Raw genomic sequence first — 23620 nt, 5'->3', positions numbered from 1 at the left:
CCGACGGACGTGGTGTCTGCCCGTCGCCCCCAGCGACGGCGAACCTCGTGTGAGGGTGTGATGGCCGACGCCGATCAGCTCGAGGCGATCATCGAGGCGGCGACCTCGTTCGTTGCCGCGATGGACACGTCGGGCCGGCCGCGCTGGGTGAACTCGCCAGGGCGCCGCCTCTGCGGTTTGGGCGAGCAGCTCCCCGAGCAGTTCTCCGCCTTCTGTCCCGAGTGGGCGGCGCGGGTGCTGCACGAGGAGGCGATCCCCGCCGCGATCAACGATGGTGTCTGGCGGGGAGAATCCGCGCTCCTGGCGCAGGACGGCAGCGAGGTACCCGGATGGCAGACGGTCATCGCGCACCGCGACGCCGGCGGCTCGCTGGCGGCGCTGCTGCTCATCTTTCGCGACCGGCGCGACACCCGCGAGCTCGAAGCTCGGCTGCGGTACCAAGCGGGGCTGCTCGACGCGGTCGGCGACGCGATCGTCGCCGCCGACCTCGAGGGGCGCATCGAGTACTGGAACGCCGCCGCCGAGCGGTTGTACGGGTGGAGTTCCGAGGAGGTCCTGGGTCGGGACGTCGTCGAGGTGACGGCGAGCGAACTCGACGCGGCCCGCGGACGCGAGATCTTCGCGGCTCTCCGACGCGGCGAGCAGTGGTCGGGGGAGTTCACGATCCGCCACCGCGACGGGCGCGTCATCCCGGCCCTGATCACCAACAGCCCCTACATCGACGAGCACGGAAGCCTGGCGGGAATCCTGGGGGTGGCGACCGACATCAGCGATCTCCGCCGTGCGCAACAGGAGGCACAGCGTCGCATCGCCCAGCAGAGCGCGGTCGCCCGCTTGGGCCAGGAGGCCCTGGACACACCGGACATCGACGTCTTCCTGCGCCGAGTGTGCGTGTGCGTCGCCGACGTGCTCGACGCGGAGCTGTGCAAGGTGCTCGAGCTCGATCGCGAGGCGGGACACATGCACTTGCGTGCTGGCACCGGATGGGACGAGGAGGTGGTTCGTGAGGCGGTCGTCCCGAACGACGCCGGCTCACAGGCCGGCTACACGTTGCTGGTCGACAAGCCCGTGGTCGTGAGCGACTTCGGGCTCGAGGAGCGGTTCACCGCCCCCAGGCTCCTCGTCGAGCACGGCGTCGACAGCGGGATGAGCACCCAGATCTCCCTCGGCGACGGCCGTGTCTACGGCGTGCTCGGGGTGCACAGTCGACGCGCCCGGGACTTCACCGACGACGACACGGCGTTCCTGCGCAGCGTCGCGAACATCGTCGGTTCGGCGATCGATCGGGACGCTGCCGCGGCCGCACACGAGCGGCTCGCGCTGTATGACCCCCTCACGCGGCTCTCCAACCGCACGCTGCTCCGCGACCGGCTGGCGGGCGCGCTGGCTCGCGCCCGCTACGAGCCCGCACGGGTGGCGGTGCTCTTCATCGACATCGACCGGTTCAAGCTCGTCAACGACAGCTGGGGCCACCACGCCGGCGACGAGCTGTTGACCGCGGTGGCCGAGCGGCTGCGGTCGAGCGTCCGCGCCGGGGACACCGTCGCCCGCGTGGGGGGCGACGAGTTCGTGGTGGTCTGCGAGGATCTGCCGGCCGGTCAGGCCGCGGCATTGCAGCAAACGTTGGATCTGGCCGACCGCGTGAACGCCGGGCTGGACGGGCACTACGAGCTGTCCGACGGCGAGATCCACGTGACCGCGACCATCGGTGCGACCCTGAACAAGGGTGACGACGATCCCCTCGACCTCGTTCGCGAGGCCGACGCGGCGATGGACCGGGCGAAGCAGGACGCGCCCGGTCGGGTGGCGGTCTTCGACGAGGAGATGCGCACCCGCTCCTACGAGCGACTGCAACTGGCCAACGAGCTGCGTCACGCGTATCACGAGGGCGAGTTCTTCGTCGTCTACCAGCCCCAGATCGATCTCGGCACGGGCGAGGTCGTGGGCCTCGAGGCGCTGCTGCGGTGGCAGCACCGCGAGAAGGGGACGCGCGGGCCAGGGGAGTTCCTGCCGCTGGCCGAGGAAGTGGGGCTCATCGGCGAGCTGGGCGCGTGGGTTCTCTCCCGCGCCTGTCAGGAAGTGGTCGACATGTTCCCCGGCGTTGGGGGCCAGCCGCCAGGGCTGGCAGTCAACCTGTCCCCACGGCAACTGGTGGAATCGGGCCTGATCGGCACCGTGGAGGAGGTGCTGCACAGCAGCGGGCTGCCTCCGGAGCGGCTGTGCCTGGAGATCACCGAGAGCGCCATGATCGACGATCCCCACGAGGCGCTGCTCACCCTCCAGCAACTGCAGGGGCTGGGTGTGCGGATCGCGCTGGACGACTTCGGCACCGGCTACTCGTCACTCACCCATCTCACGCAGTTCCCGATCGACACCATCAAGATCGACCGGTCCTTCGTGTCGCCTCTACCGGATCCCGGCAGCCATCGAGAGATCATCCAGGCCGTCATCGGTCTGGCCGGCACGCTCGACCTGCTCTGCGTCGGGGAGGGGGTCGAGACCGAGGCACAACTCCAAGCGCTGCGTGCGCTCGGCTGTGGGGCCGGTCAGGGCTATCACTGGAGCAGGCCACTGCCCGCCGCCCGGATCGTCGCAGCGCTGCGCGATCTGCGCGGCGGGTGAGCCGACCCGCGACGTCGCGGAGCCGGGGCCGGCTCACTTGGAAAGCCGGGCCGGCTCCTCGAGCCCGCCCAGCTTCTGCGGGTTGTTGACCGCGTAGATACGGGTGATGCGTCCGTCGTCGATGACGAGGCTGACCACGGCGTGGAGCTCGCCGTCGAGATCTATCCGGACCGCCGGGGCGCCGTTCAGCCACGTGGTGGCCAGTCGGGCGCCCGGCGCGAGCTCCGTGAAGCGGGTCAGGAGGTGAGCCACCCGATCAGCGCCGGTGACGGGATGACGAACCGCGGGCGCCAGACCCCCGCCGTCGGCGACCGCCAGCACGTCGGGCGCCAGCACGTCGAGCAGACCCTGGAGGTCCCCCGTGTGAAGCGCTGCCAGCAACCGCTCCACCACGGCTTGCTGCTCGGTCGTGCTCACCTCCATCCGCGGTCGTCGGGCGGCCACGTGCTTCCGGGCCCGATGGGCGATCTGACGGATCGCCGACGGGGACTTGTCCAGCGCCACGGCGATCTCGTCGTACGGCGTGTCGAAGACCTCGCGCAGCACGAGCACCGCGCGCTCCGTCGGACCGAGCGTCTCCAGGACCGTGAGCATCGCGATGGAGACGCTCTCGGCGAGCTCGACGTCCTCGGCCACGTCGGGGCTGGTGAGCAGCGGCTCCGGAAGCCACGGCCCGACGTACTCCTCGCGGCGCCTGCTCAGCGTGCGGAGTCGGTTGAGTGCCTGCCGGGTGACGACCCGGACGAGGTAGGCGCGCGCGTCGCGCACCCTCGCCTGGTCGACGTCCGCCCACCGCAGCCACACCTCCTGGACCACGTCCTCGGCGTCCGCCGCCGAGCCGAGCATCTCGTAGGCGACCGTGAACAGCAGGCTGCGGTGGGTGATGAACGGGTCGTCGCTCATGAAGCCGACGCGATGCCGCTCGGATCGACGAGCGGGGGTAGCCCGCACGAAGCCGCCAAGCCTTGTGACGTGAGACCGAGCGCGACGTTGGTACGGGCCGCCAGGTTCGCCGCTCCGATGAACGCGGTGAGCTCCACCAGCGCCGTGTCGCCGAGTTGCTCTCGCAATCGTGCGGAGAGCTCGTCGTCGACCGTTGGCGGGGTCTGGCTCATCGCCTCAGCGTACGCCATCACCTCCCGCTCCAGCGGTGTGAAGAGGTCGGACTCCCGCCACCGGGGCACCTCGCGGGCCTTCTTGAGGTCGAGGTTCTCGTTGTAGGCCTCGAAGTACCCCAGATCCAGGCAGAGGCTGCAGCCCACGATCGACACCGTGGCCATGTGGGCGAACGACTTCAGTTGCGGGTCGCACGTGTCCCACTTCCGGGCCTTGCCCATGAGCCCGAAGAACGCCTTCAGTACGGCCTTGCTGTGCCACATCACCCCGAGCGCTTCCGGGACCTCGCCGAACCTCCTCCGACTGGACCGCTTCAGCATCGCCCCGAACGGGCCGGTGACCTCGGCCGGGGGAACGCGAGTCGCGCTGGTCATGTCGCCTCCTTATGTGGTGGACTCGACATGAAGACACCGGTCGCGGCCAGATTGTGACCGACGCTTCTCGTCGAGCCGGGGGCGCGAGTGCTGGCATGACTCGCCGCCTCGGGAGCACCGTCCCGTGCTCGCCGATATCGAGCGCGAGTCCGGCCGGACCTACCGAACACTGCTGGACGCGCACCGCGCCGACCGGGGTTGCCTGTTCGTCCTGGTCTACGGCTCCGAGTCCGACTGGGGTCCGCCGTGCGTGTGGTTTGCTCTGCTGCGCGTATGGCTACCTTTCGTAGTACGCCTCATACCCTTCGTAGTGTGTGGCGGGAGCGTCGGTTGGCAGCTGTCCATCTCCGAGCCGCTGCCGACGGCGGTCGAGGAGCCCTTGACTGAGATCGGCGCTGACCCCGCGGCCTTGCAGGCTCCGTGACTGGTGCAGCGACCGTTCGAACCAGCCCAACTGAGGGAGTTGGTCCATGCGCAATGCGGTGAACTCCCGTGTCGGCACGCCCACCACGTCGGTGCTGTCGAGCGCGCTCGGACTGTTGGCCGTCGCTGCATTCGGCCTGTTGCTCATCACGATGCCAGCGGCCGGGGCGGCCTCGTTGCCGTCCGAACCGCCACCCGATCATGTTCCTGAGCCGGCCGCACCCGCAGGCGACAGCGACCGGTTGATCGTGCACCTCGAGCCCTCAGGGCTCGGCGCGGACCCGGACGGCCCCCCGACGGCCGTAGCCGAAGCCGCCGGCCAGCTCGGCATGACCGAACGCCGGCGCGTGCCCCCACTGGATGCGGTGATCTACGAGTTGCCCGAGCAGGCCTCCGATGAGGCCGTCGCGCGACTGTCCGCCCTCTCCGGGGTGCGCCACGTCGAGCGAGACGCGCGAGTCGTGGCGACAGAGAGGACGCCAGACGACGAGCTGTGGGAGCACCAATGGGGCTTGCGGCAGGTCGATGGCCCGCAGGCGTGGGACACGACCATCGGCAGCGAGCAAGTGGAGATCGCGATCCTCGACACCGGCGTACAGGCCGACCACCCGGATCTCGATGGCAAGATCGGCACCGAGTCGGGCGCGAACTTCACCGACGAGGGCGATCCCGACGACACTACCGACCGCAACGGGCATGGCACCAGCGCTGCGGGGGTTAGCGCTGCGCTGACCGACAACCAGTCGGGTATCGCAGGAACCTGCTGGGAGTGCCAGATCCTTCCGGTGAAAGTGATGGACGGCGACGGGCGCGGCTCGGTGTCCGACGTCGCCGCCGGGACGGTGTACGCGGTCGATGCGGGCGCCGACGTGATCAACATGAGCCTCGGCACCGGTAGTGATGTGCGGGTCATGCGGGATGCGGTCGCCTACGCCGAGGAGCGCGACGTCCCGGTGATCGCGAGCGCGGGCAACTTCGGCAATGCCGAGGGGACCGAGGGCGAGGAGCCGGTCTACCCCGCCGCCTACGACCGCGTGGTGGGGGTGGCCGCGAGCGACGAGGACGATGAACGGTTCACGTTCTCCTCCTTCGGCGAGTGGGTCGAGGTCGCCGCGCCGGGCTGCAACCCGGCCACCGACCTGACCACCAGCAACTACGAGTACCGCTGGTTCTGCGGCACCTCCAGCGCCGCCCCGCTGGTCTCAGGGGTCGCCGGCCTCGGGATCTCCGAGCAACCCGACGCCTCGGCGGCGCAAGTCCGCGAAGCCCTGACGGACTCAAGTGCCGAGATCGACTATGTCGTGTACGGCCGCATCGACGCAACCGGCACGCTACAGACGCTGTCCGAGGTAGAGCCTGAGCCAGAGCCCGAACCCGAACCCGAGCCCGAGCCCGAGCCCGAGCCCGAGCCTGAGCCCGAGCCCGAGCCCGAGCCTGAGCCCGAGCCCGAGCCCGAACCCGAACCCGAGCCCGAGCCCGAGGACGACGAGGAGGTCGAGACCGAGCCCGGTCTCGAGCTGCGGCGCATATCCGGCGCGGACCGCTTCGGCACCGCCGCGCGGTTGTCGCAGGACGCCTTCGAGTCCGGGGTGGCCCACGTGTACATCGCGGTCGGCTCGCAGTTCCCCGACGCGCTCGCGGCGGGTACCAGCGCGGCCACCGCTGACGGTCCAGTGCTGCTCACTCGCGGGGACTCGCTGCCTGAGGTTACCGCCGACGAGCTCGACCGCCTCGAGCCCGACGAGGTGGTCCTCGCCGGTGGCACCGCCGTCATCGACGAGGATGTTGAGGTCGCGATCGCGGACGCGGCCGACGGGCCGGTGCGGCGCATCGCCGGCGCCGATCGGTACGCCACCGCCGGCGAACTGGCCACCGACGGCTACCAGACCCCTGTGCCGGTGGCCTATGTGGCCACCGGGGACGGGTTTGCCGACGCGCTCGCCGGCGTGCCCGCCGCCGCCCGACAAGGCGGGCCCATGCTGCTCACCCGCCCCGACTCGTTGCCCGGTGCCACCCGTGAAGCGCTCAACGATCTGAACCCCGAACGCATCGTGGTGCTCGGTGGCACCAGTGCGGTCTCCGCGTCAGTGGAGAGTGAACTCGACGACCTCGCCTCGGACGGCGCCGCCCGGATCGCCGGGGCGAACCGCTTCGAGACTGCTGCGCAGGTCGCTGCAGCGACTGTCGACGAGGGCGTTGCCGCCGCCTACCTGGCCACCGGGCAGGACTTCCCCGACGCGCTGGCCGCCGGCCCCGTCGCGGCTGCGGACAACGGCCCCGTGCTGCTCGTCACCCGTGACCATCTGCCCGAGTCCACACGCCAAGAGCTGCGCCGCATTCAACCTTCGGTCAACGTCACCCTCGGCGGCACAGCCGTGATCTCCGACGCCGTCGAGGCAACCGCCGGTGAAGCCAGCGCCGCCGAAGAGTGAAGGACGCCGCCGGCACGCACCGTTCCGAGCTTGCCGATGGTGGGGATCGCAGTAGGCTGGCCTGCCGGCACGGCGGTCGGGCCGGAATCAGCCGGGGAACCGGTTGTTGGGAGCCCCGTGCTCCGAGCGCCCGACAGCCGCGTGAGAAGCAGAATCGCCGGGATAGCTCAGTCGGCAGAGCGGCTCACTCGTAATGAGCAGGTCAGGGGTTCGATTCCCCTTCCCGGCTCCACCATCCCCGCAGGTCGCCCCCGCCAAGACTCGGCGGGGCGCTTCTGCGCCCGAGCATGGTCACGAGATGGTCACAAGCCGCGCCGGCTGGTCACGCGAAGGGGCGGACCCCTGTGGCCCCCGCCTCAATGCGAGGCTCGCGGCCCGCGTCATGCGCCTAGTCGCGCTCCATCCACTCCTCAGCCCCGCTGACGAGTCGCGCGATCTGCTTCGCCGCCTCCGCCTCCATCGCCGAAGTCCGCCGGTAGCCAGCGGCAGCTGAGCCTCGCGGGGAGGAACCCCCAGAGGAGTAGCTGGATGCGCGCGCTGAGCGTGGTCATTTGCCCTTGAGCGGCTTCAACCGACCCTTGCGTGGCTGGACCCAGGTTCGTCCGCGTTCCTGAGCGTTGGCCAGGGCGTGCTCCCACTCCTCAAACCGCGTCACGACGCTCCACAACTGCTCGCGAGGACCCCTGGGCTCCGGCCGCAGGACGATGGCGTGGACCCCGAGGGTGGGAAGCATCGAGAAGCGGATGTGCCGCGACCGGGCGTCGTGGTCGATCGTGACCCAGACGTGGTTGGGTTCGCTGCACCACCCCACAATTAGCTCGTCTGCGGTACCGCTACCAAGCTCGGCTTCGAGTTGCACCCGCGTGCCGGATAGCTGACGAGGCGCAGCGCTTCGCCGACCCTCCAGCTGAGGTTCTCGTCGAGCAGGTAACCGGCCGGGGCGTTAGGCATACAGCCGGGCTCGACCGAACGCGCCGGAACGCCAGTGAGGCCATTGGTAATGAGCAGGTCAGGGGTTCGATTTCCTTCCCGGCTCCACCGTCTCGCCGGGGGAAACGCCCGGTGACCTGCGAAAACGCAGCTCATCGGGCTCCTGGCGGCTCTATCCGGAACCGTGCTGCCGCCGTCGTCAGTTTCGTCAGTTTCGTCGGTGTCGTCGCATGGATGAGGACGTGGGACGTGCTGCACCATCGGGTCACCGCACCCACCGGGCTTCCCGTCGGCCGTGCTCGGGCGTAGGGTGCGCGAAATCAGAGTCGAGAGGGGCGACCGATGACCTCGTCACGCAGGATGCAGACGGTGCAGGAGTGGTTGTACGTCATCATCGTGGGCGCGCTCGCCCTGTACCTGGTGATCGGCGTCATCGCGTGGACGTGGATGATCCTCGCGGGCATCGCGGCGCCTGACGCGTTCGCCACCATCCTCGCCGCGATCGCTGGTGCCCTGGCCGGCATCGTTTCGCCGCTTCAGGGTTCGGCGCGCCGTGCATCCACGGAACCCCCGGACGCGGCGACGGTCCCGAACGACGCCGGAGAGGCGCGCTAGCGCCGTCGTGGAGGCGCCCACGTATCGTGGGCGCGCAGCGGGCGAACGGGCCCGATGCCAGGACGGTGCGCCCGGCAGGAGAACGAGGGCAGCGGTGACGGTGACGCTCGTGGGGCTCATCGCCGGCGTCGGCTGGGCGTCGGGCATCAGCGTGTACCTCGTCGCGGGCCTCGTCGGCGTGTTCGGGCGCCTCGGCATGGTCGACGTGCCCGAGGCGCTCACCTCGACCCCGGTGCTCGCGGTCGCGTTCGGCCTGTTCGCGATCGAGTTCGTCGCCGACAAGGTCCCCTACCTCGACAGCGTCTGGGACGCGGTGCACACCGTGTTGCGACCCGTCGGTGCTGGCGCCATCGGCGCCCTGCTGACCGGCGACCTCGGTCAGGGGGTGCAGCTCGGTGCGGCCCTGTCCTCGGGCGGGTTGAGCCTCGTGAGCCATGGGGGAAAGGCGGCGCTGCACGCGGCGTCGAACAGTTCCCCCGAACCGGTCAGCAACGTCTTGCTGTCCACCGCCGAGCAAGGGCTGGCAGGAGTGGTGGTGTGGCTGGCGGTCACGAACCCGGTGGTGGCACTCGTCGTCGTGCTGGTCCTCTCCGCGCTCGCGGTGTGGCTGCTGTGGTGGGGGGTGCGGATCGTGCGCCGCCGGCTGCGTCGGAGGCGCGCTCGCGGGTCGGGCGCGGAAGCTGCCGTGGACGCCGCGAGCCCCGAGGACGCAACTACGTCTCGTTGAGTCGCGCAAGCGCCTCCCCGTCGCCGATCTTGTCGGCGGTGACCACCGAGAACTCCCCGTCGGGCTCGAGGATGATCGTGTGGGCCTGCGCGAGGGAGCCGAGGCCCTTCTCGCGAAGGTTGACGAGGACGTCCTGCTCGGTCAGGCGGTGGCGGCGCATCGCGTCCCGCTGCAGCGCGCCGTCGTGGTAGAGCAGTGAGGGGCGCGCGTTCACGGCGCGGGCCACCGCCGGCACACGCGCCCGCAGCCACACCACGAGCCACTGGATCCCGATGAGGGTCGCGAGCGCGACGACGGCGTCGATCGTGCCGACCTCCGTGGCGGTCACGACACGCCCGAACGCCGAGCCGAGCGTGACCGCGAGGATGAAGTCGAACGGGGTCATGCGGGCGAGGGTTCGCTGACCGCTCGCGCGCACCATCAGCACGAGGGCCACGTAGGTCACGGCGGTCACGACGAGTGTGCGGGCGATCGCGCCCCAGCCGTCGGTGAAGAAGACGACATCCTCCATGGCGCGCAGTGCTCCTTCGCGGGGTGGGTTCCGGTCCGGGACGGACGGTCCACTCCCTATTCCCGTTCGCGGGCGCCCGGAAGCCCCGGCGCCTCGGGGGCGGACGGGACAACTCGTACGAACTCGCCGTAACCCGCCCGAACGCCTCAACCCATCGAGGGGGCGAGTGCGTCGGAGGGCCCGGACACGCGACCGGCCCGGAGAGCTCGCGGGCCGGCGGAACACCGAACCCGATCGAGGGGGCCGCAACCAATGCCTTCGTACACGTATCCGCGCACGGTTGTGCGATCCGTCGTGCTGACAGCCTTCGTGGCGGTCTGCTGATCGCGATGACCACCGCCGGGAGCGCGGCGGAGACTGCAGCGCAGGACACCGATGAGGACGATGCTCCCACCACCGACCGTCTGGAGGGAGCCGACCGCTACGCCACGGCCGCGCAGCTCGCGCTCGCGAGCCACGAAGATGCTCAGACCGCGATCCTCGCTTCGGGCGAGGACTTCCCGGATGCCCTGGTCGCCAGCTACGGCCCAGCAGGGGTGGACGCACCGATCCTTCTCAGCCGGCACGACACCGTCCCCGACGTGACCCTCGACGCCCTGGACGACCTGGGAGTCGAGTCCGTCTTCCTGGCCGGTGGGGAGGCCGCGCTATCCGACGGCGTGCTGGACGAGGTGCAGCAGGACCACGACGCCTTCCGCATCGATGGCGCCACGCGCTACGAGACCGCCACCCTGATGCTCGAGGGGTTCGATCCCCCCGAGGTCGGCACCCTGGACGGCGATCGCACCGCGCTGCTGACCAGCGGCGAGGATTTCGCCGACGCGCTCGCCGCCGGTCCGGTCGCGGGGAGTGCCGATCTCCCGCTGCTGCTGACCACCCCGCAGCGCTCCGCCGTGACGGAGGCGACCGCCGACGCCATGGAGGGCACGCGCCACGACGTGGACATCGAGCGGGTCATCATCGTCGGGGGCTCCGAAGCGGTCGGTGAGGACGTCGAGGCCTATCTCGCCGACGAGCGGGGGTTCGAGGTCGAGCGCTGGCGCGGTGTCGGGGTTGAACCGCTGACCGGCGCACCCGTGCCGCACCCCCGGGATACGTGAACGCCGTCTAGCGCCCACCTGCCCGAATCGTGCCAGCAAGCGGTGACGACCGTGTCAGATTTCTCATTTCCGGTGAGGGTGGATCGCTGACCAGCGACGATGCGTCGAGCCAGCGGCCGCTCCGCGCGAGTCCCCTCGACCATTACGTGTCCGGTCATTTCCCCATCGGCCCACACCAGCCCCTGGCATGTGCGCAGGGCCTCCATACCGTCGTGCAGGTCATCGCGGCGGCCGGACGCAGTCCCGACCTGCGGCCGCCACCGGAACCCCACACGCGAGGAGACCCTATGTTCCGTAGCTCCCCAAAGGCCGCCGGACGCCGGCGAGTCGCCACGATCCTCACGGCGACCGCCGCGTTCGCGCTCGTGGCCGGACCCGCCTTCGCCAGCTACGAGGTCGAGTCCGGCGACACGCTCAGCAGCGTCGCTGACGAGCACGGCCTGTCGAGCTGGCGGGTGCTGTACGAGGCGAACCCGCAGATTGACGACCCCAACCTGATCCACGTCGGCGAGACCCTCGAGCTGCCCGACGGCTCGGGTGGGGGTACCAACGAGCAGTCGACCGAGCAGTCGACCGAGCAGGAGTCCAACCAGGAGCAGTCGACCGGGGGCGGCGACTCGGGCTCCGCATCGGCGCCGAGCGCTTCGACCGGCGTCTGGGATCGCCTCGCCGAGTGCGAGTCGAACGGCAACTGGTCGATCAACACCGGCAACGGTTTCTACGGGGGCTTGCAGTTCCACCCGCAGACCTGGGCCGCGTACGGGGGACACGAGTTCGCCCCGAACGCACACCAGGCCACCCGTGAGCAGGAGATCGCGATCGCCGAGCGCGTGCTCGAGGGCCAGGGCTGGGGTGCCTGGCCGGCCTGCTCGAGCCAGTTGGGTCTGCGCTAGATCCGCCCTCGACCCGTCCCGGGTTGGCGAGACGCGCACCCGGGACCGGGCCCGCACCACACGGCCCCGCCGATTCGTCGGCGGGGCCGTCGCGCGTCGGCCGCTGGACCTTCACGGATATCATTCGGATCCGAATGATTGTGCGCCGTCTCGTCGGGCACGATCCGTTCGGCGGCGCCGAGCCGCTCGCCGCGACCCGACCGACCGGGCTCAGGAGTCCTCATGGCCGTCGAACCACTCGGCATCCACCACGTGACCGCCGTGGCCAGCGACCCGCAGCAGAACGTCGACTTCTACCTGCGCGTGCTCGGCATGCGCCTCATCAAGCAGACGGTCAACTTCGACGCCCCGGACACCTATCATCTCTACTACGGCGACGACGAGGGCACGCCGGGCACGGTCCTCACGTTCTTCCCGTGGCCCGGGGCACCGAGGGGCCGCCGGGGCACCGGACAGGCCACGACCGTGAGCTTCTCGATCCCGCAGAACTCGTTGGGTTGGTGGACCGAGCACCTGAACCGGTTGGGCATCGAGACCGAGCAGGTCACCTCACGGCTCGAGGAGGACGCGCTGTCGTTCCGCGATCCCGACGGCCTCGTCCTCGAACTCATCGCGCATGAGGGGACCCGCGAGTCCCCGCCGTGGGAGCGGAGCCCCGTCCCCGCGGAGCATCAGATCAGGGGATTCCACTCGGTCACGCTGTCCGAGCGGGGCGCGGACCCGACCGCGGGGATGCTCACCGACCAGCTCGGGTTCCGGCTGGTGGACGAGGTCGACGGTCGCTACCGCTTCGACATCGACGATGGCGGTCCGGGACGCCGCGTCGACGTGGTGGCCCAGCCGAGCGCTCCACAGGGGCTCGTGGCCGCGGGCACGGTGCACCACGTCGCGTGGCGCGCGCCCGACGACCCGACGCAACGGGACTGGCGCGAGGCCCTGGCGGGGCAGGGCGTCGAGGTCACACCGATCATCGATCGCCAGTACTTCCACTCGATCTACTTCCGCGAGCCCGGCGGTGTGCTGCTCGAGGTCGCCACCGACCCACCGGGGTTCACGGTGGACGAGCCGCTGCTCGAACTCGGCCGACGGCTGCAGCTGCCGCCGTGGCTCGAGCCGAGCCGGGAGCAGATCCAGGCCGCCCTGCCGGAGCTCAAGCTCCCGGAGGACCGCGACTCCCCCTTCGCGGGCCGCCGCCACGAGGCGGATGACGCGCACGGGGAGGGCCCGGGCGCCGGGGAGTCGCGGTGAGGGGCTTCACCGCCGTTCTCGAGGCGCCGCGCTCGGAGGGCGCCCCGGTCTTGTTGCTGCTGCACGGCACCGGTGGGGACGAACAGAGCCTCTTGCCGCTCGGTCGCGCGCTGGCGGGGGACGCGGGGCTGCTCGCCCCCCGGGGGCCGGTCACCGAGGGCGACGGGGTTCCCCGCTTCTTCACGCGCATCCCGACCGGCGAGCCCGGCCCGTATCCCTTCACGTTCGACGATGCCGAGATCGCCGACCGGGGACGCGAGCTCGCCGAGGCGGCCCGCGAGCGGCTCGCCGAGGAAGGCTTGGCCGACCGGCCCCTGATCGCCGTCGGGTTCTCCAACGGCGCGAACATGGCCACGGTCCTGCCACTCCTGGAGCCGGAGCTGCTCAGGGCGGTCGTCGCGTTCGCCCCGATGCCCGTCATGACGGCACCCCCGGAGGCGTCCCTGGCAACGCTGGGCGCGTGGCTGGGCACCGGGCGGCACGACCCGATCGCTACTCCCGAGGGGGTGGAGGCCGTCGCCCGGACGCTCGCCGACCGGGGCGCGGCCTGCGCGGTCGCGCGGTACGAGGGCGGGCACGAGGTGACCCGCGAGGCGGCGGACGCGGCGGCCGGCTGGCTCGGGACGCTGCGTGCCGCGACCGCCGATCCCGGCAAGCCGCTGCCCTGAGCGCCGCAGCGGCCGCAGGCGCGAAGGTGGGCGCGGGCTACGCTGGCACGTGATGCCGGATGTCATGACGATGTCGACGTTCTTCGCGTTGCTGGCGCTCGCCGCCGCGGGCCTCGCGCTCGGGCTCGCTGGTGCGCGGTTGGTCTCGCCCCATCGCGGCTGGCCGGCGGCGCGCGAGGCCGTGGGTGACGCCGCGTTGCCGGTCGCAGCGGTCATCGCCGCGGGGGCCACCGCGGGCAGCCTGTACTACTCCGACGTGGTCGGCTTCCAGCCGTGCCCGCTGTGCTGGTACCAGCGGATCGCGATGTACCCGCTGGTGATCCTCCTCGGCGTCGCCGCCGTGCGGCGGGATGCCGGGGTGCGCTGGTACGCCTGGCCGCTCACGGGGATCGGGGCGGTGATCGCGATCGCCCACTACCTCCTCGAATGGCTTCCGGCCGAGGGCACGGTCGTTTGTGAGGCGGGCGGCGGCTGCGGCGTCGCCGACTTCCGCGTCTTCGGCTTCGTGTCCTTGCCGTTCATGGCGCTCGCCGGGTTCGCTGCCGTCGCCGCCCTCGTGTACGTCGCGGTCGACCGGGACCGGCAGGGAGCCCGCGAGGAGGTCGGCAACCGCTCGGAGCGCCAGCCCGACTGAGGTCGCCGTGACCAGGCGCGGATCCTGATCAGGTCCGCCGGAGGGCGCGGATGGCGACCGCGAGGCGGTGAGGGCACCATCAGGGTAGGAGTCCAGTAAGGATGCGGACGGTCGGACGACGATCCGCCCGACCGTCTCGACCGAGCAGTGGAGGAGACGCGCGATGTCCACGACGAGCCGCAGACGCAAGAAGAAGGGCGGGATCCCCCCGATCGTGCCCGTCGGCGTCGCCGTGGTGGCGGGGATCGGCTTGTTCGCCGTGCTGCTCACCAGCGGAGGCGGCGACACGGGCGCGGTCAGCATCGAGGGCGAGGACCTGCCGGCCTACGAGCAGGAGACGGGCGAGGACGCCGCCGTCGGTGAGCAGGCACCGACCGTGGAGGGGGAGGACTTCGACGGTGACCCGGTGACCGTCGACTACTCGGGCGACGAGGCGACCGCCTACTTGTTCCTGGCCCATTGGTGTCCCGCCTGCCAGCAGGAGGCCCCCGAGCTCCAGGAGCTGATCGATGCGGGCGACGTCCCCGACGACGTCAACGTGGTGAGCGTCGCCACGGCCATCGACCGCAACCGCGACAACTATCCGCCCGACGAGTGGCTCGATTCCCTCGGATGGGCGCCCGACGTCGTCGTCGACGACGGCAGCGACAGCCTCGCCGAGACGTTCGGCCTCACCGTCTACCCGTACTGGGTGGCGGTGGACAGCGACGGCGTCGTCCAGTCGCGCCACGCCATGCTCGACGGATCGCAGATGGCCGACCTCTTCGCGGAACTCTCCGGCCAGGAGCAGGCCTCCCGCTGAGGCCGACGCCGAGCCTTCGGTAGCCCACCGTCCGAGTGGGCGACCGCCGAGGCGCACCCGCCCTCTCGCGGCCGGCTCGCGTCGGGGCGAGCAGCCAGTAGACTCGCGGCTTGCCGCAGCCCGTCTCGTCGGCCGGGGCGAACCCGTCCGCGGCATGGTGGGCGATCGGCGCTGGACACAAGGACCCGACCCGGAGGTGGCCATGCCCGCGCGCCGACTCGGCGTCCGGTTCTCCGACCTGCTCGCCGTGCTCGGCGTGCTGGCGCTCGTGCTCTCACTGTTGGCGGTGCTCGTCGCCCCGGCCGCGACCGCAGAGGTCGACGACGAGGAACTCGAGGAGTTCGAGGAGGAGGAGGTCGAGCCCCCCGACTTCGAGGAGGTCTGCGCCGAGGACCAGCCCGGGGCCGACTACTGCCCGGAGACCTACGAGGAGCCGAGCTGGTTCCGCTGGCTCACCCGCCCGCTGCTGATCATCGGCTTCATCCTCGTCACGGTGCTCGCGACCGCGTACCTCGTCTACCAGCCGCGCTTCGCTCGCGAGGACGAGGAGGAGGGCGCGTCACGCTGACGCCATGCTGCTCGGCCACCTCGCCACGTGAGCCGGCGCGACGGGCGGCGTCGTCGTCCGCCGCTGGCACCGCTCGCCCCGGCACGCACGCCGACCGGGGCAGGGCCGACGCAGGAGGGCGGCATGAGCAGTCATGACCCGGAGGCCGGCGCGGCGTTGGCCGACTGGTCCCTCGCCGAGCGGGTCGCGTGGACCCTCGGCGGAACCGGCCAGCCCGCCGTCGGTGCCGCCGAGGTCGCGGACCTGCGGGGCGACATCGACGCGCGGCTGGCGATCGCGGACGAGGCCGCGCGGCGGGTCACCGGTCTCGGCGACGGGCTCGCTCCCGCGACCGGTCGGGTGGTCGGTCGCCGGGCGTGGATCCGCGGCAACGTCTCCAGTCTCGCGGTGCTCCTCGATCCCGCGGCCGACCGGCTGCTCCGTACGAGCGGCCTGCCTCGCGCGGTCGCCCGCCGCGCGCTCGCGGCCCAGCTCGGCACCGTCTTCGGGTACCTGGCGCGGCGCGTGCTCGGCCAGTACGAGGTCTTCCTGCCCGAGGGCGTGGCGCAGGGCCGCCTCACCCTCGTGGGTCCGAACCTGCTGCAGGTCGAGCGGGAGCTGCTGCCGGGCAGCGGGGTCGCGGCCGGCGAGCTGCGTCTCGGCATCTGCCTGCACGAGGTGGCGCACTTCCTGCAGTTCGAGGCGGTGCCGTGGCTGCGGCCCCACCTGCGCGGCCTCGTCGACGAGTACCTCGCCGAAGCCCGGTTGGATCCGGAGCGCTTGCGCGAGTTCGCCCACCGCGCCTCCGAGCTGGCCCGCCGCCCCGAGCGCGTCCGCGAGCCGCAGGAACTGCTCGGCCTCGTCCTCACCGAGCATCAGCGCGAGATCCTCGATCGGGCGCAGGCGCTCATGACGCTGCTCGAGGGACACGGCAACGTCGTGATGGATTGGGGGGCCGAGGTCCTGGCCGAGGGTGACCAGCCCCTGGACGCGGGCGGGGTGCGGCGGCTCCTGAACCGGCGTCGTGCCCGTGGCGGCGACCGCGCGATCCGGCAGGCGCTCGGCCTCGGGATGAAGGCGGAGCAGTACCGCGTGGGCGAGCGGTTCTGGCTCGATGTCGGAGCCCGCTACGGCCGACCCACCCTCGACCGCGTCTGGGGGGGCCCCGAGCTGCTGCCGACTCGGGACGAGCTGGCGGATCCCGACGCGTGGGTGGCCCGGACAGGGGGTCCGGCGTGAACGGACTCGACGAGGGCGCTGCGCGCGTCCCGCCGGCCGCGGCGTCCGCCGCCGGCGCGCCCTCCCCCGGCGCCGCCCCCGCGGGCCAGACACGGGAGGGCCTGGTGGCGGAGGTATCCGCGGCGCTGCGCGTCGTGCCCCACGGCGTGGGGGTGCTGATCGCATGCTCCGGCGGCCCGGACTCGACCGCGCTGGCCCATCTGGTGGTGGAGGCGCGTCCCGACCTGGCCGCGGCCGTGGCGCACGTCCGCCACCAGCTGCGACCCGACGGCCCCGATGCTCGGGTTGCCGCGGCCCACGCCGCCGCGCTCGGGTTGCGCTGCCACGTCCGCGAGGTGCACGTGCCATCGACGGGGGAGGGGCCCGAGGCCGCTGCGCGGGCTGCCCGCTACACGGCGCTCGCGCGTCTGGCGCGCGCCGAGGGCGCCCGGTACGTCCTCGTCGGGCACACCGCCGACGACCGGGCGGAGACCGTGGCGCTCAACCTCGCGCGCGGTACCGGCATCCGCGGTCTCGGCGGGATGCAGGCGGTGCGGGCCGACGACGACGTTCGCATCGTTCGGCCACTGCTGCGGTTGCGGCGGGACGACGTCCGGGGGTTCGTCCAGGGGGAGGGCCTCGACGCGGTCAGAGATCCGACCAACCACGATCCGGATCAGCGGCGCTGGCGGGCCCGCCATGAGGTGCTGCCGGCCCTCGCGCGCCTGTCGGGCGGCAGCGGGGATCCCGTCGCGGTGCTCACCCGCCTCGCGGACCTGGCCGCCGACGACGCGGACGCGCTGGACGAGTTGGCCGCGGCGCATGCGCGTCAGCTCGTCGCGCGTTGGGGGCCCGTGCGGGCGCTGCCCACCGAGGAGCTCGCCGCCTTGCCCCGCGCCCTCGGCAGTCGTGTGCTGCGGCTCGTGCTCGCGAGCGTGCGCGGCGGGGCGTCCGGCCTCTCCGCCGACGCGATCTCCGCGGCGCTGTCCCTGCAGTCGGGCCAGGCGCTCGACATCGCCGGCGGGTGCGTCGTGACCGCGGGTGGGGGATGGCTCGCCGCGGCGCCCGCGGGGCTCGCGCCGCTGGAGCGCACCCCGGTCGCCGTGCCCGGTGTCACGCCCCTCGAACCGCTCGGCCTCGAGTTGCGGGCCGACCTGCCGTGGGGGGAGGGCGCCGCGGACCATCGGGGCCAGGCCACACTCGATCTCGGTGGCTTGGCGGCTCCCCGTGTCGTGGACGCGACCGAGCCGCCCCCGGATGCGCCGGGGCCGCTGCCACCCCGCGCGCGTCGCGGGGGCAGTTGGTGGACCGTGTTGCCGTCGGGACTCGAGGTCGGGCTCGCGGTCCGCAGTCGGCGGCCCGGCGACCGGCTACCCATGCGCCGCGGGACGCGCAAGCTGCAGGACGTGCTCGTCGACGTCGGGGTGCCGCGCGTCGCGCGCGAGCTCGTTCCGGTCGTGGTCGACGAGGACGACCAGCCCGTGTGGGTCCCCGGCGTCGCGGCGCGTCGGGTCGAACCCGACGCCTCCGCCGGCGCGCGGCTGTGGGTCACCGCGGCAACGCCGGCGGGGGAACCGGGCATGCTGGTCGCCGCCAGCCTCGAGACCACCGGGAGGTCGACGTGACCGAGCCACAGCCCGAGGAGCCGCCCGCCGAAGCCCTCGGCGAGAGCGCGTTCGCGCCGAGTCCGCTGCCCGACACCCCACGCGCCGACGAGCCGCAGGTCCTGTCGGATCAACACCCCGACATCGAGAGCGTCCTGATCGACACCGGGCGCATCGATCAGCGGCTCGCCGAGCTCGCCGCGAGGATCGACCGGGACTACGCGGGCGGCGACGTGCTGCTGGTGGGGGTGCTGAAGGGCGCCTTCGTGCTGATGAGCGACCTCGCGCGGCACGTCACCGTGCCGGTCCAGTGCGACTTCATGGCCGTGTCGAGCTACGGCTCGTCGACGCAGAGCTCTGGGGTCGTCCGGATCCTCAAGGACCTGGACACCGACATCGCCGGGCGGCACGTGCTGCTGGTCGAGGACATCCTCGATTCCGGCCTCACCCTGCGCTACCTCGTCCGCAGCCTGAACGCGCGACATCCCGCGAGCCTCGGGGTCCTGACCCTGCTGACCAAGCCGGATCCGAGCCGACCCGACGTGCCGGTGACCTACGAGGGCTTCGCGATCCCGAACGTCTTCGTGGTCGGCTACGGGCTCGACTACGCCGAGCGCTACCGCAACCTGCCCTACGTGGGTGTTCTGCGCCCCGAGGTCTACGGAGCCTCCGGCTAGTCGCTGCGGGGCACCGCGGTCTGCTGCCCCGCCCCCCGAGGGGTCATGCCCCGCCCCGAGGGCTCACCCGCAACGTGTCTACCGCCCCCGAGGGCTCGAAACCTTGCGCAGCCGGCGGTGTCACGGCAGAGTGGGCGTTCGTTAGGTGAGCCTTAGTTCGTCCGCGACGCCCGGCCAGGGACCGTCGCGGCTGCACCCCAGCACGCCGCTCGGCCGCGCGGCGGACTCGAGCGCCAACCGGAGGACATGCGCCCGTATGGCCACCGCCAGCGCGCCGGCGCCGAACGCGCCGCCACCTGGCACCGCGTCGGCGCCACGGGACTCGCGCGAGTCGTCACGTCGTGGGCGCCCGCCGGTCGCGTTGGTGGTCCCGGCGGTCCTCGCCGCCCTCGCCGCGCTGCTGCCCCTCTCGTACCTCGTGTTGCGCGCCCTCGACGACGGGGGTCAGGCGGTCGACCGCCTCCGGTCCGCCCAGACCGTCGACGTGCTGGCGAACACCCTGCTGCTCACCGGCCTCGTGACGATCGGCTGTATCGCGATCGGTGTGCCGCTCGCGTGGCTCGTCACCCGGACGGACCTCCCGGCGCGTCGCACGTGGACCGTCCTCGCGGCCCTGCCGCTGGTGATCCCGAGCTACGTGGCGAGCTACGCGTTCATCGCGGCGTTCGGTCCCGGGGGTGTGCTCGCCGAGCTGACGCCGGTCGTCCCGCCGAGCATCTACGGGTTGCCGGGGGCCGTGCTCGTGCTCGTGCTCGTGAGCTACCCGTACGTCCTGCTCACGGTCCGCGGGGCGTTGCTCGGGGCCGACCCGTCGCTCGAGGACGCGAGCCGCAGTCTCGGCGTGTCGCGCGCGGCGACGTTCCGGCGGGTCACGCTGCCGCTGCTCCGTCCCGCGATCGGGGCGGGCGGGCTCCTGGTCGCCCTGTACGCGCTGAGTGACTTCGGAGCCGTGAGCCTGCTGCGGTTCGACTCGTTCACGCGGGCCATCTACAACAGTTACCGGGCGGGCTTCGACCGGACCGGGGCGGTGGTCCTGGCCCTCGTCCTCGTCGCGCTCACCGCTGCGCTGCTCCTCATCGAGGCGCGGTTCCGCGGGCGTGCGCGCCAGCACCGCGCTGGCTCCGGTGCGACGCGCACCGCCCACCCGGTGCGGCTCGGCCGTTGGAAGTGGCCCGCCGTGGCCTTCGTCGCGAGCGTCGTCGGGCTGGCGCTGGTGGTGCCGCTGGGCGTGCTGGGGTACTGGTTGGCGCGGGGGGTCGCCGAGGGGGAGCCCCTGCGGCTCGCCGGCCAGAGCTGGGTCGCGGCCTGGGGCTCGGTGCGAGCCGCGGGCCTCGCGGCGGTCGCGGCGGCCGCTCTCGCGATCCCGGTCGCGGTGCTGTCGGTGCGGTACCGCCGCGGCAGCACGATCCTGCTGGAACGCGCGACCTACCTCGGGTACGCGCTGCCGGGCGTCGTGATCGCACTGGCGCTCGTGTTCTTCGGGGCGCGTTGGGGAGGCCCGCTCTACCAGAGCCTCGCGATGCTGGTGTTCGCCTACGTCGTCCTCTTCCTGCCGCAGGCGGTGGGTGCCACGCGCGCGACGGCGCTGCAGCTGCCCCCCTCCCTGGAGGACGCCGCTCGCGGCCTCGGTGAGCCCGCCTGGAAGGTCCTGTGGCGGGTGACCATCCCGTTGCTCCGGCCCGGCGTCATCGCCGGGGGCGCGCTCGTGTTCCTGACCGCGATGAAGGAGCTGCCGGCAACCCTCCTGCTCGGCCCCACCGGGGGGCGTACGCTGGCCACCGACGTCTGGAACGCGACGAACGAAGCGTTCTTCGCACGGGCCGCGGCTCCCGCGCTGCTGCTCGTGCTCATCGCCGGGGTGCCGATGGCGTTGCTGCTGCACCGCCGGCACGGCTTGGGTGGGTTCGCATGAACGCGATCATCAGCGCGAAGGGCCTGACCCGGCATTTCGGCGGGCCGCAGGGCGTGCGCGCGGTGGACGGGGTGGATCTGGCCGTCCGCGAGGGCACGATCCTCGGCCTGCTCGGCCCTTCCGGCTGCGGGAAGACGACGTTCCTGCGGCTCGTCGCCGGGTTCGAGGAGCCCGATGACGGGCTGGTCGAGATCGCCGGTCGTGTGGTCGCCGACGAACGCACCTGGGTGCCGCCCGAGCGGCGACACATCGGCGTCGTCTTCCAGGACTACGCGCTGTTCCCCCATCTCGACGTCGCGGGCAACGTCGCCTTCGGCTTGCCGCGTCGGGCCCGCAAGCGCGGCCGGCGTGTGCGGGAGGTCCTCGGCCTCGTCGGCCTCGAAGGCAAGAGCGCCCGATTCCCACACGAGCTCTCCGGTGGCGAGCAGCAGCGCGTCGCCCTGGCCCGTGCGCTGGCGCCGGAGCCCACGGTCGTGCTCCTCGACGAGCCGTTCAGCAACCTCGACGCCGCGTTGCGCGCCGAGGTGCGCGGGGAGGTGCGTCGGATCCTGAAGGACGCCGGGACGACCGCGCTCTTCGTGACCCACGATCAGGAGGAGGCGCTCTCGCTCTCCGACGAGGTCGCGGTCATGCACGCCGGGCGGGTCCACCAGCTCGACAGCCCCGAGGGCCTCTACCGCTACCCGGTCGACCGGACGGTCGCCGAGTTCGTGGGTGACGCGGACTTCGTGCCCGGCCTGCACGTCGGGACGCGTGTGAGTACCGATCTCGGCGAGCTGCCGCTCGTGACGCCGCTGCCCGCCGACGGGCGCCCGGTGGAGGTGCTGGTGCGCCCCGAGGACCTGCGCCTCGAAGCGGACCCCGAGGGCGACGCCCTCGTGGTCGACCGCGAGTTCTACGGTCACGATCAGGTGCTGTTCGTGCGCCTCGCGAGCGGACGCCACGTGCGTGCTCGCCTGGGCTCCGTCGCCCACCTGGCCGTCGGCGACCGTTGTCGGGTGACGATGGATCGCGCCGTGCAGGCCTTCCCGCCGCGCGAGGCCCAGTAGCTCCCTGCACCACCCCGCCCGGGCGGGGTGGTGCTCGATAGTGCACACGATCCCGCCCGGACGGAGCCGGTCCAGGGTGGAGGCCGCTTTGCGGCGGGCCGAACACTGAGTTAGGGTAACCTTACCTAACTGAGTTGGTCGGCTGGCGCTGCGAGACAGCCCAGTTCGTGCCACGTTCGCCCGCGAACACGACTGGAGGAACGAATGCCCCTTGCCCGAACCGTCCTGCTCGCGCTCGCCCTGGGAGCCGCGCTGGCCGTGCTCCTGTCGGCTTGTGCCGAGGGGGACGACGACGCTCCGCAGGAGGGCGATGACGCGGCAACTGAGGACGACGCCGACTCCGAGGACGATGGCGACCCCGAGGACGACGGCGACCCCGAGGACGACGGCGACCCCGAGGACGACGCCGACCCCGAGGACGACGCCGAGCCGGCCGAGACGGACACCGGCGAGCCGCTCACCATCTACTCCGGGCGCAGTGAGGAGCTCGTGGGCCCCCTGATCGGCGACCTCGAGGACCGCGCCGGGATCGACATCGAGGTGCGCTACGGCGACACCGCCGAGCTGGCCGCACAGATCCTCGAGGAGGGCGAGAACACGCCGGCCGACCTGTTCTTCGGGCAGGACGCCGGCGCCCTCGGCGCCCTGAAGGTCGAGGACCGCCTGTCGGAGCTGCCCGAGGACGTGCTCACCCGCGTGGACGAGCGCTTCGCCGACCCGGAGGGCGCGTGGGTCGGGACGTCCGGGCGCGCCCGTGTCATCGCCTACAACACCGAGGCGGTGGACGAGGCGGACCTGCCCGACAGCCTCCTCGACTTCACCGACGAGCGGTGGGACGGACGCCTCGGCTGGTCGCCGCCCAACGGGTCGTTCCAGGCGCACGTCACGGCGCTGCGCACCGAGCTCGGTGACGACGAGACGCTCGCATGGCTCGAGGGGATCGACGAGGTCGGCACCGAATACGAGAACAACACGGCCATCGTCGAGGCGCTCGGGCGCGGCGAGGTCGACGTCGGCCTGACCAACCACTACTACCTCTACCGGTTCCTCGAGGAGGACCCGGACTTTCCGGTCGAGAACGCCTTCCTCGAGGCCGGCGACGTCGGCAACCTCATCAACATCGCCGGCGTCGGGGTCATCGCGGAGAGCGACCACCAGGACGCGGCGATGGCGATCACCGAGGAGTTCCTCACCGACGAATCGCAGCAGTACTTCGCCGAGGAGGTGTTCGAGTTCCCGCTCGTTCCCGGTGTCGAGGTGGATGAACGCTTGCCCGAGGTCGAGGAGATCGAGAGCCCGGACATCGATCTCTCCGACCTCGAGGATCTCGAGGGCACGATCGACTTGCTGCAGGAGGCCGGCGTGCTCTGACGCACCGCGGGCGCGCGCAAGGGGCACGTGCGCCGGGGCGCGCGCCCCAGCGTCCGGCGGCGGCGCGGTCGTCGCGCACGCCGACGACACACGGGCCCACGCGCGCCGGGGTCCCGCCTCGCCGATGCTACGATGTCGAGGCGCGGG

The 23620-nt window shown here is 72.0% G+C and carries 20 protein-coding genes, 1 tRNA gene and 1 pseudogene; 18 read left to right on the top strand and 4 right to left on the bottom strand.

Going from position 1 to position 23620, the window contains the following annotated elements:
• Positions 1-60: 60 nt before the first annotated feature.
• Positions 61-2622 (top strand): sensor domain-containing protein, encoded by a 2562-nt coding sequence (locus tag ER308_RS06910; protein ID WP_165491874.1) that lies wholly within the window; start codon positions 61-63, stop codon positions 2620-2622.
• Between the two features lie 33 nt (positions 2623-2655).
• Here the strand turns inward: ER308_RS06910 and ER308_RS06905 are convergent, their stop codons facing one another.
• Positions 2656-3525: an RNA polymerase sigma-70 factor gene (locus tag ER308_RS06905; RefSeq protein ID WP_131154293.1), complete on the bottom strand. Its 870-nt coding sequence runs from the start codon at positions 3523-3525 to the stop codon at positions 2656-2658.
• Complete coding sequence (locus ER308_RS06900) at positions 3522-4112, bottom strand: carboxymuconolactone decarboxylase family protein (RefSeq protein WP_131154292.1); 591 nt, start codon at positions 4110-4112, stop codon at positions 3522-3524. Before ER308_RS06900 ends, ER308_RS06905 begins: the two co-directional genes overlap by 4 nt.
• A 470-nt stretch (positions 4113-4582) precedes the next feature.
• On the opposite strand from ER308_RS06900, the gene ER308_RS06895 reads away from it, so the two are divergent.
• Both ER308_RS06895 and ER308_RS06890 read left to right on the top strand, forming a co-directional pair.
• Positions 4583-6967, top strand: a complete 2385-nt coding sequence (locus ER308_RS06895; protein ID WP_131154291.1) for a cell wall-binding repeat-containing protein — start codon at positions 4583-4585, stop codon at positions 6965-6967.
• Positions 6968-7123: 156 nt separating this feature from the next.
• A tRNA-Thr gene (locus tag ER308_RS06890) sits at positions 7124-7199 on the top strand.
• Positions 7200-7514: 315 nt separating this feature from the next.
• On the opposite strand, the gene ER308_RS06885 is transcribed toward ER308_RS06890, so the two are convergent.
• A complete protein-coding gene (locus tag ER308_RS06885) occupies positions 7515-7826 on the bottom strand; it encodes a hypothetical protein (protein WP_131154290.1) in 312 nt (103 codons plus the stop codon).
• A gap of 413 nt (positions 7827-8239) precedes the next feature.
• On the opposite strand from ER308_RS06885, the gene ER308_RS06880 reads away from it, so the two are divergent.
• Together ER308_RS06880 and ER308_RS06875 are read left to right on the top strand one after the other, a co-directional pair.
• Positions 8240-8512, top strand: coding sequence for a hypothetical protein (locus ER308_RS06880; protein ID WP_131154289.1), 273 nt, complete (start codon positions 8240-8242; stop codon positions 8510-8512).
• Between the two features lie 94 nt (positions 8513-8606).
• Positions 8607-9239: a DUF4126 domain-containing protein gene (locus ER308_RS06875; protein WP_131154288.1), complete on the top strand. Its 633-nt coding sequence runs from the start codon at positions 8607-8609 to the stop codon at positions 9237-9239.
• Here ER308_RS06875 and ER308_RS06870 read toward each other — a convergent pair.
• On the bottom strand, positions 9226-9750 hold the full coding sequence (locus ER308_RS06870) for a DUF421 domain-containing protein (RefSeq protein WP_131154287.1): 525 nt from the start codon (positions 9748-9750) through the stop codon (positions 9226-9228). The two genes, ER308_RS06875 and ER308_RS06870, sit on opposite strands and share 14 nt — an antisense overlap.
• Before the next feature lie 329 nt (positions 9751-10079).
• Here ER308_RS06870 and ER308_RS06865 point away from each other — a divergent pair, with 329 nt between their 5' ends.
• From ER308_RS06865 to ER308_RS06805, 13 genes and pseudogenes are all read left to right on the top strand, one after another.
• Positions 10080-10850: a cell wall-binding repeat-containing protein gene (locus ER308_RS06865; protein WP_131154286.1), complete on the top strand. Its 771-nt coding sequence runs from the start codon at positions 10080-10082 to the stop codon at positions 10848-10850.
• 608 nt (positions 10851-11458) lie between these two features.
• Positions 11459-11743, top strand: a pseudogene (locus tag ER308_RS23140) (transglycosylase family protein); the annotation flags it as partial.
• Positions 11744-11965: 222 nt separating this feature from the next.
• Positions 11966-12991: a ring-cleaving dioxygenase gene (locus ER308_RS06855; protein ID WP_131154285.1), complete on the top strand. Its 1026-nt coding sequence runs from the start codon at positions 11966-11968 to the stop codon at positions 12989-12991.
• Positions 12988-13659, top strand: coding sequence for an alpha/beta hydrolase (locus ER308_RS06850; RefSeq protein ID WP_131154284.1), 672 nt, complete (start codon positions 12988-12990; stop codon positions 13657-13659). The genes ER308_RS06855 and ER308_RS06850 overlap by 4 nt, the downstream gene beginning before the upstream one ends.
• 52 nt (positions 13660-13711) lie before the next feature.
• Entirely contained in the window at positions 13712-14293 is a 582-nt protein-coding gene (locus tag ER308_RS06845) for a disulfide bond formation protein B (RefSeq protein ID WP_131154283.1), read from the top strand.
• 163 nt (positions 14294-14456) lie between these two features.
• The gene (locus ER308_RS06840; RefSeq protein WP_131154282.1) at positions 14457-15095 is read left to right on the top strand and encodes a TlpA family protein disulfide reductase; all 639 of its coding nucleotides are present in this window, start codon (positions 14457-14459) and stop codon (positions 15093-15095) included.
• A 202-nt stretch (positions 15096-15297) separates the two neighbouring features.
• The gene (locus tag ER308_RS06835) at positions 15298-15663 is read left to right on the top strand and encodes a hypothetical protein (protein WP_131154281.1); all 366 of its coding nucleotides are present in this window, start codon (positions 15298-15300) and stop codon (positions 15661-15663) included.
• 123 nt (positions 15664-15786) lie between these two features.
• Positions 15787-16881 carry a zinc-dependent metalloprotease gene (locus tag ER308_RS06830; RefSeq protein WP_131154280.1) on the top strand — a complete coding sequence of 365 codons (1095 nt, stop codon included), beginning with the start codon at positions 15787-15789 and terminating at the stop codon, positions 16879-16881.
• Positions 16878-18485 (top strand): tRNA lysidine(34) synthetase TilS, encoded by a 1608-nt coding sequence (gene tilS, locus ER308_RS06825; protein WP_131154279.1) that lies wholly within the window; start codon positions 16878-16880, stop codon positions 18483-18485. The genes ER308_RS06830 and tilS overlap by 4 nt, the downstream gene beginning before the upstream one ends.
• Positions 18486-18586: 101 nt before the next feature.
• Positions 18587-19141, top strand: coding sequence for a hypoxanthine phosphoribosyltransferase (gene hpt, locus ER308_RS06820; protein ID WP_131156938.1), 555 nt, complete (start codon positions 18587-18589; stop codon positions 19139-19141).
• 256 nt (positions 19142-19397) lie between these two features.
• A complete protein-coding gene (locus ER308_RS06815) occupies positions 19398-21053 on the top strand; it encodes an ABC transporter permease (RefSeq protein ID WP_131154278.1) in 1656 nt (551 codons plus the stop codon).
• A complete protein-coding gene (locus ER308_RS06810; protein WP_131154277.1) occupies positions 21050-22102 on the top strand; it encodes an ABC transporter ATP-binding protein in 1053 nt (350 codons plus the stop codon). Before ER308_RS06815 ends, ER308_RS06810 begins: the two co-directional genes overlap by 4 nt.
• 204 nt (positions 22103-22306) lie before the next feature.
• Positions 22307-23473: an iron ABC transporter substrate-binding protein gene (locus tag ER308_RS06805; RefSeq protein WP_131154276.1), complete on the top strand. Its 1167-nt coding sequence runs from the start codon at positions 22307-22309 to the stop codon at positions 23471-23473.
• Positions 23474-23620 lie beyond the last annotated feature (147 nt).

The sequence above is a fragment of the Egibacter rhizosphaerae genome, assembly GCF_004322855.1.
Classification (GTDB): domain Bacteria; phylum Actinomycetota; class Nitriliruptoria; order Euzebyales; family Egibacteraceae; genus Egibacter; species Egibacter rhizosphaerae.
Note: the sequence above shows the minus strand (reverse complement) of the source record. Positions and strands in the feature narration are given on the sequence as shown.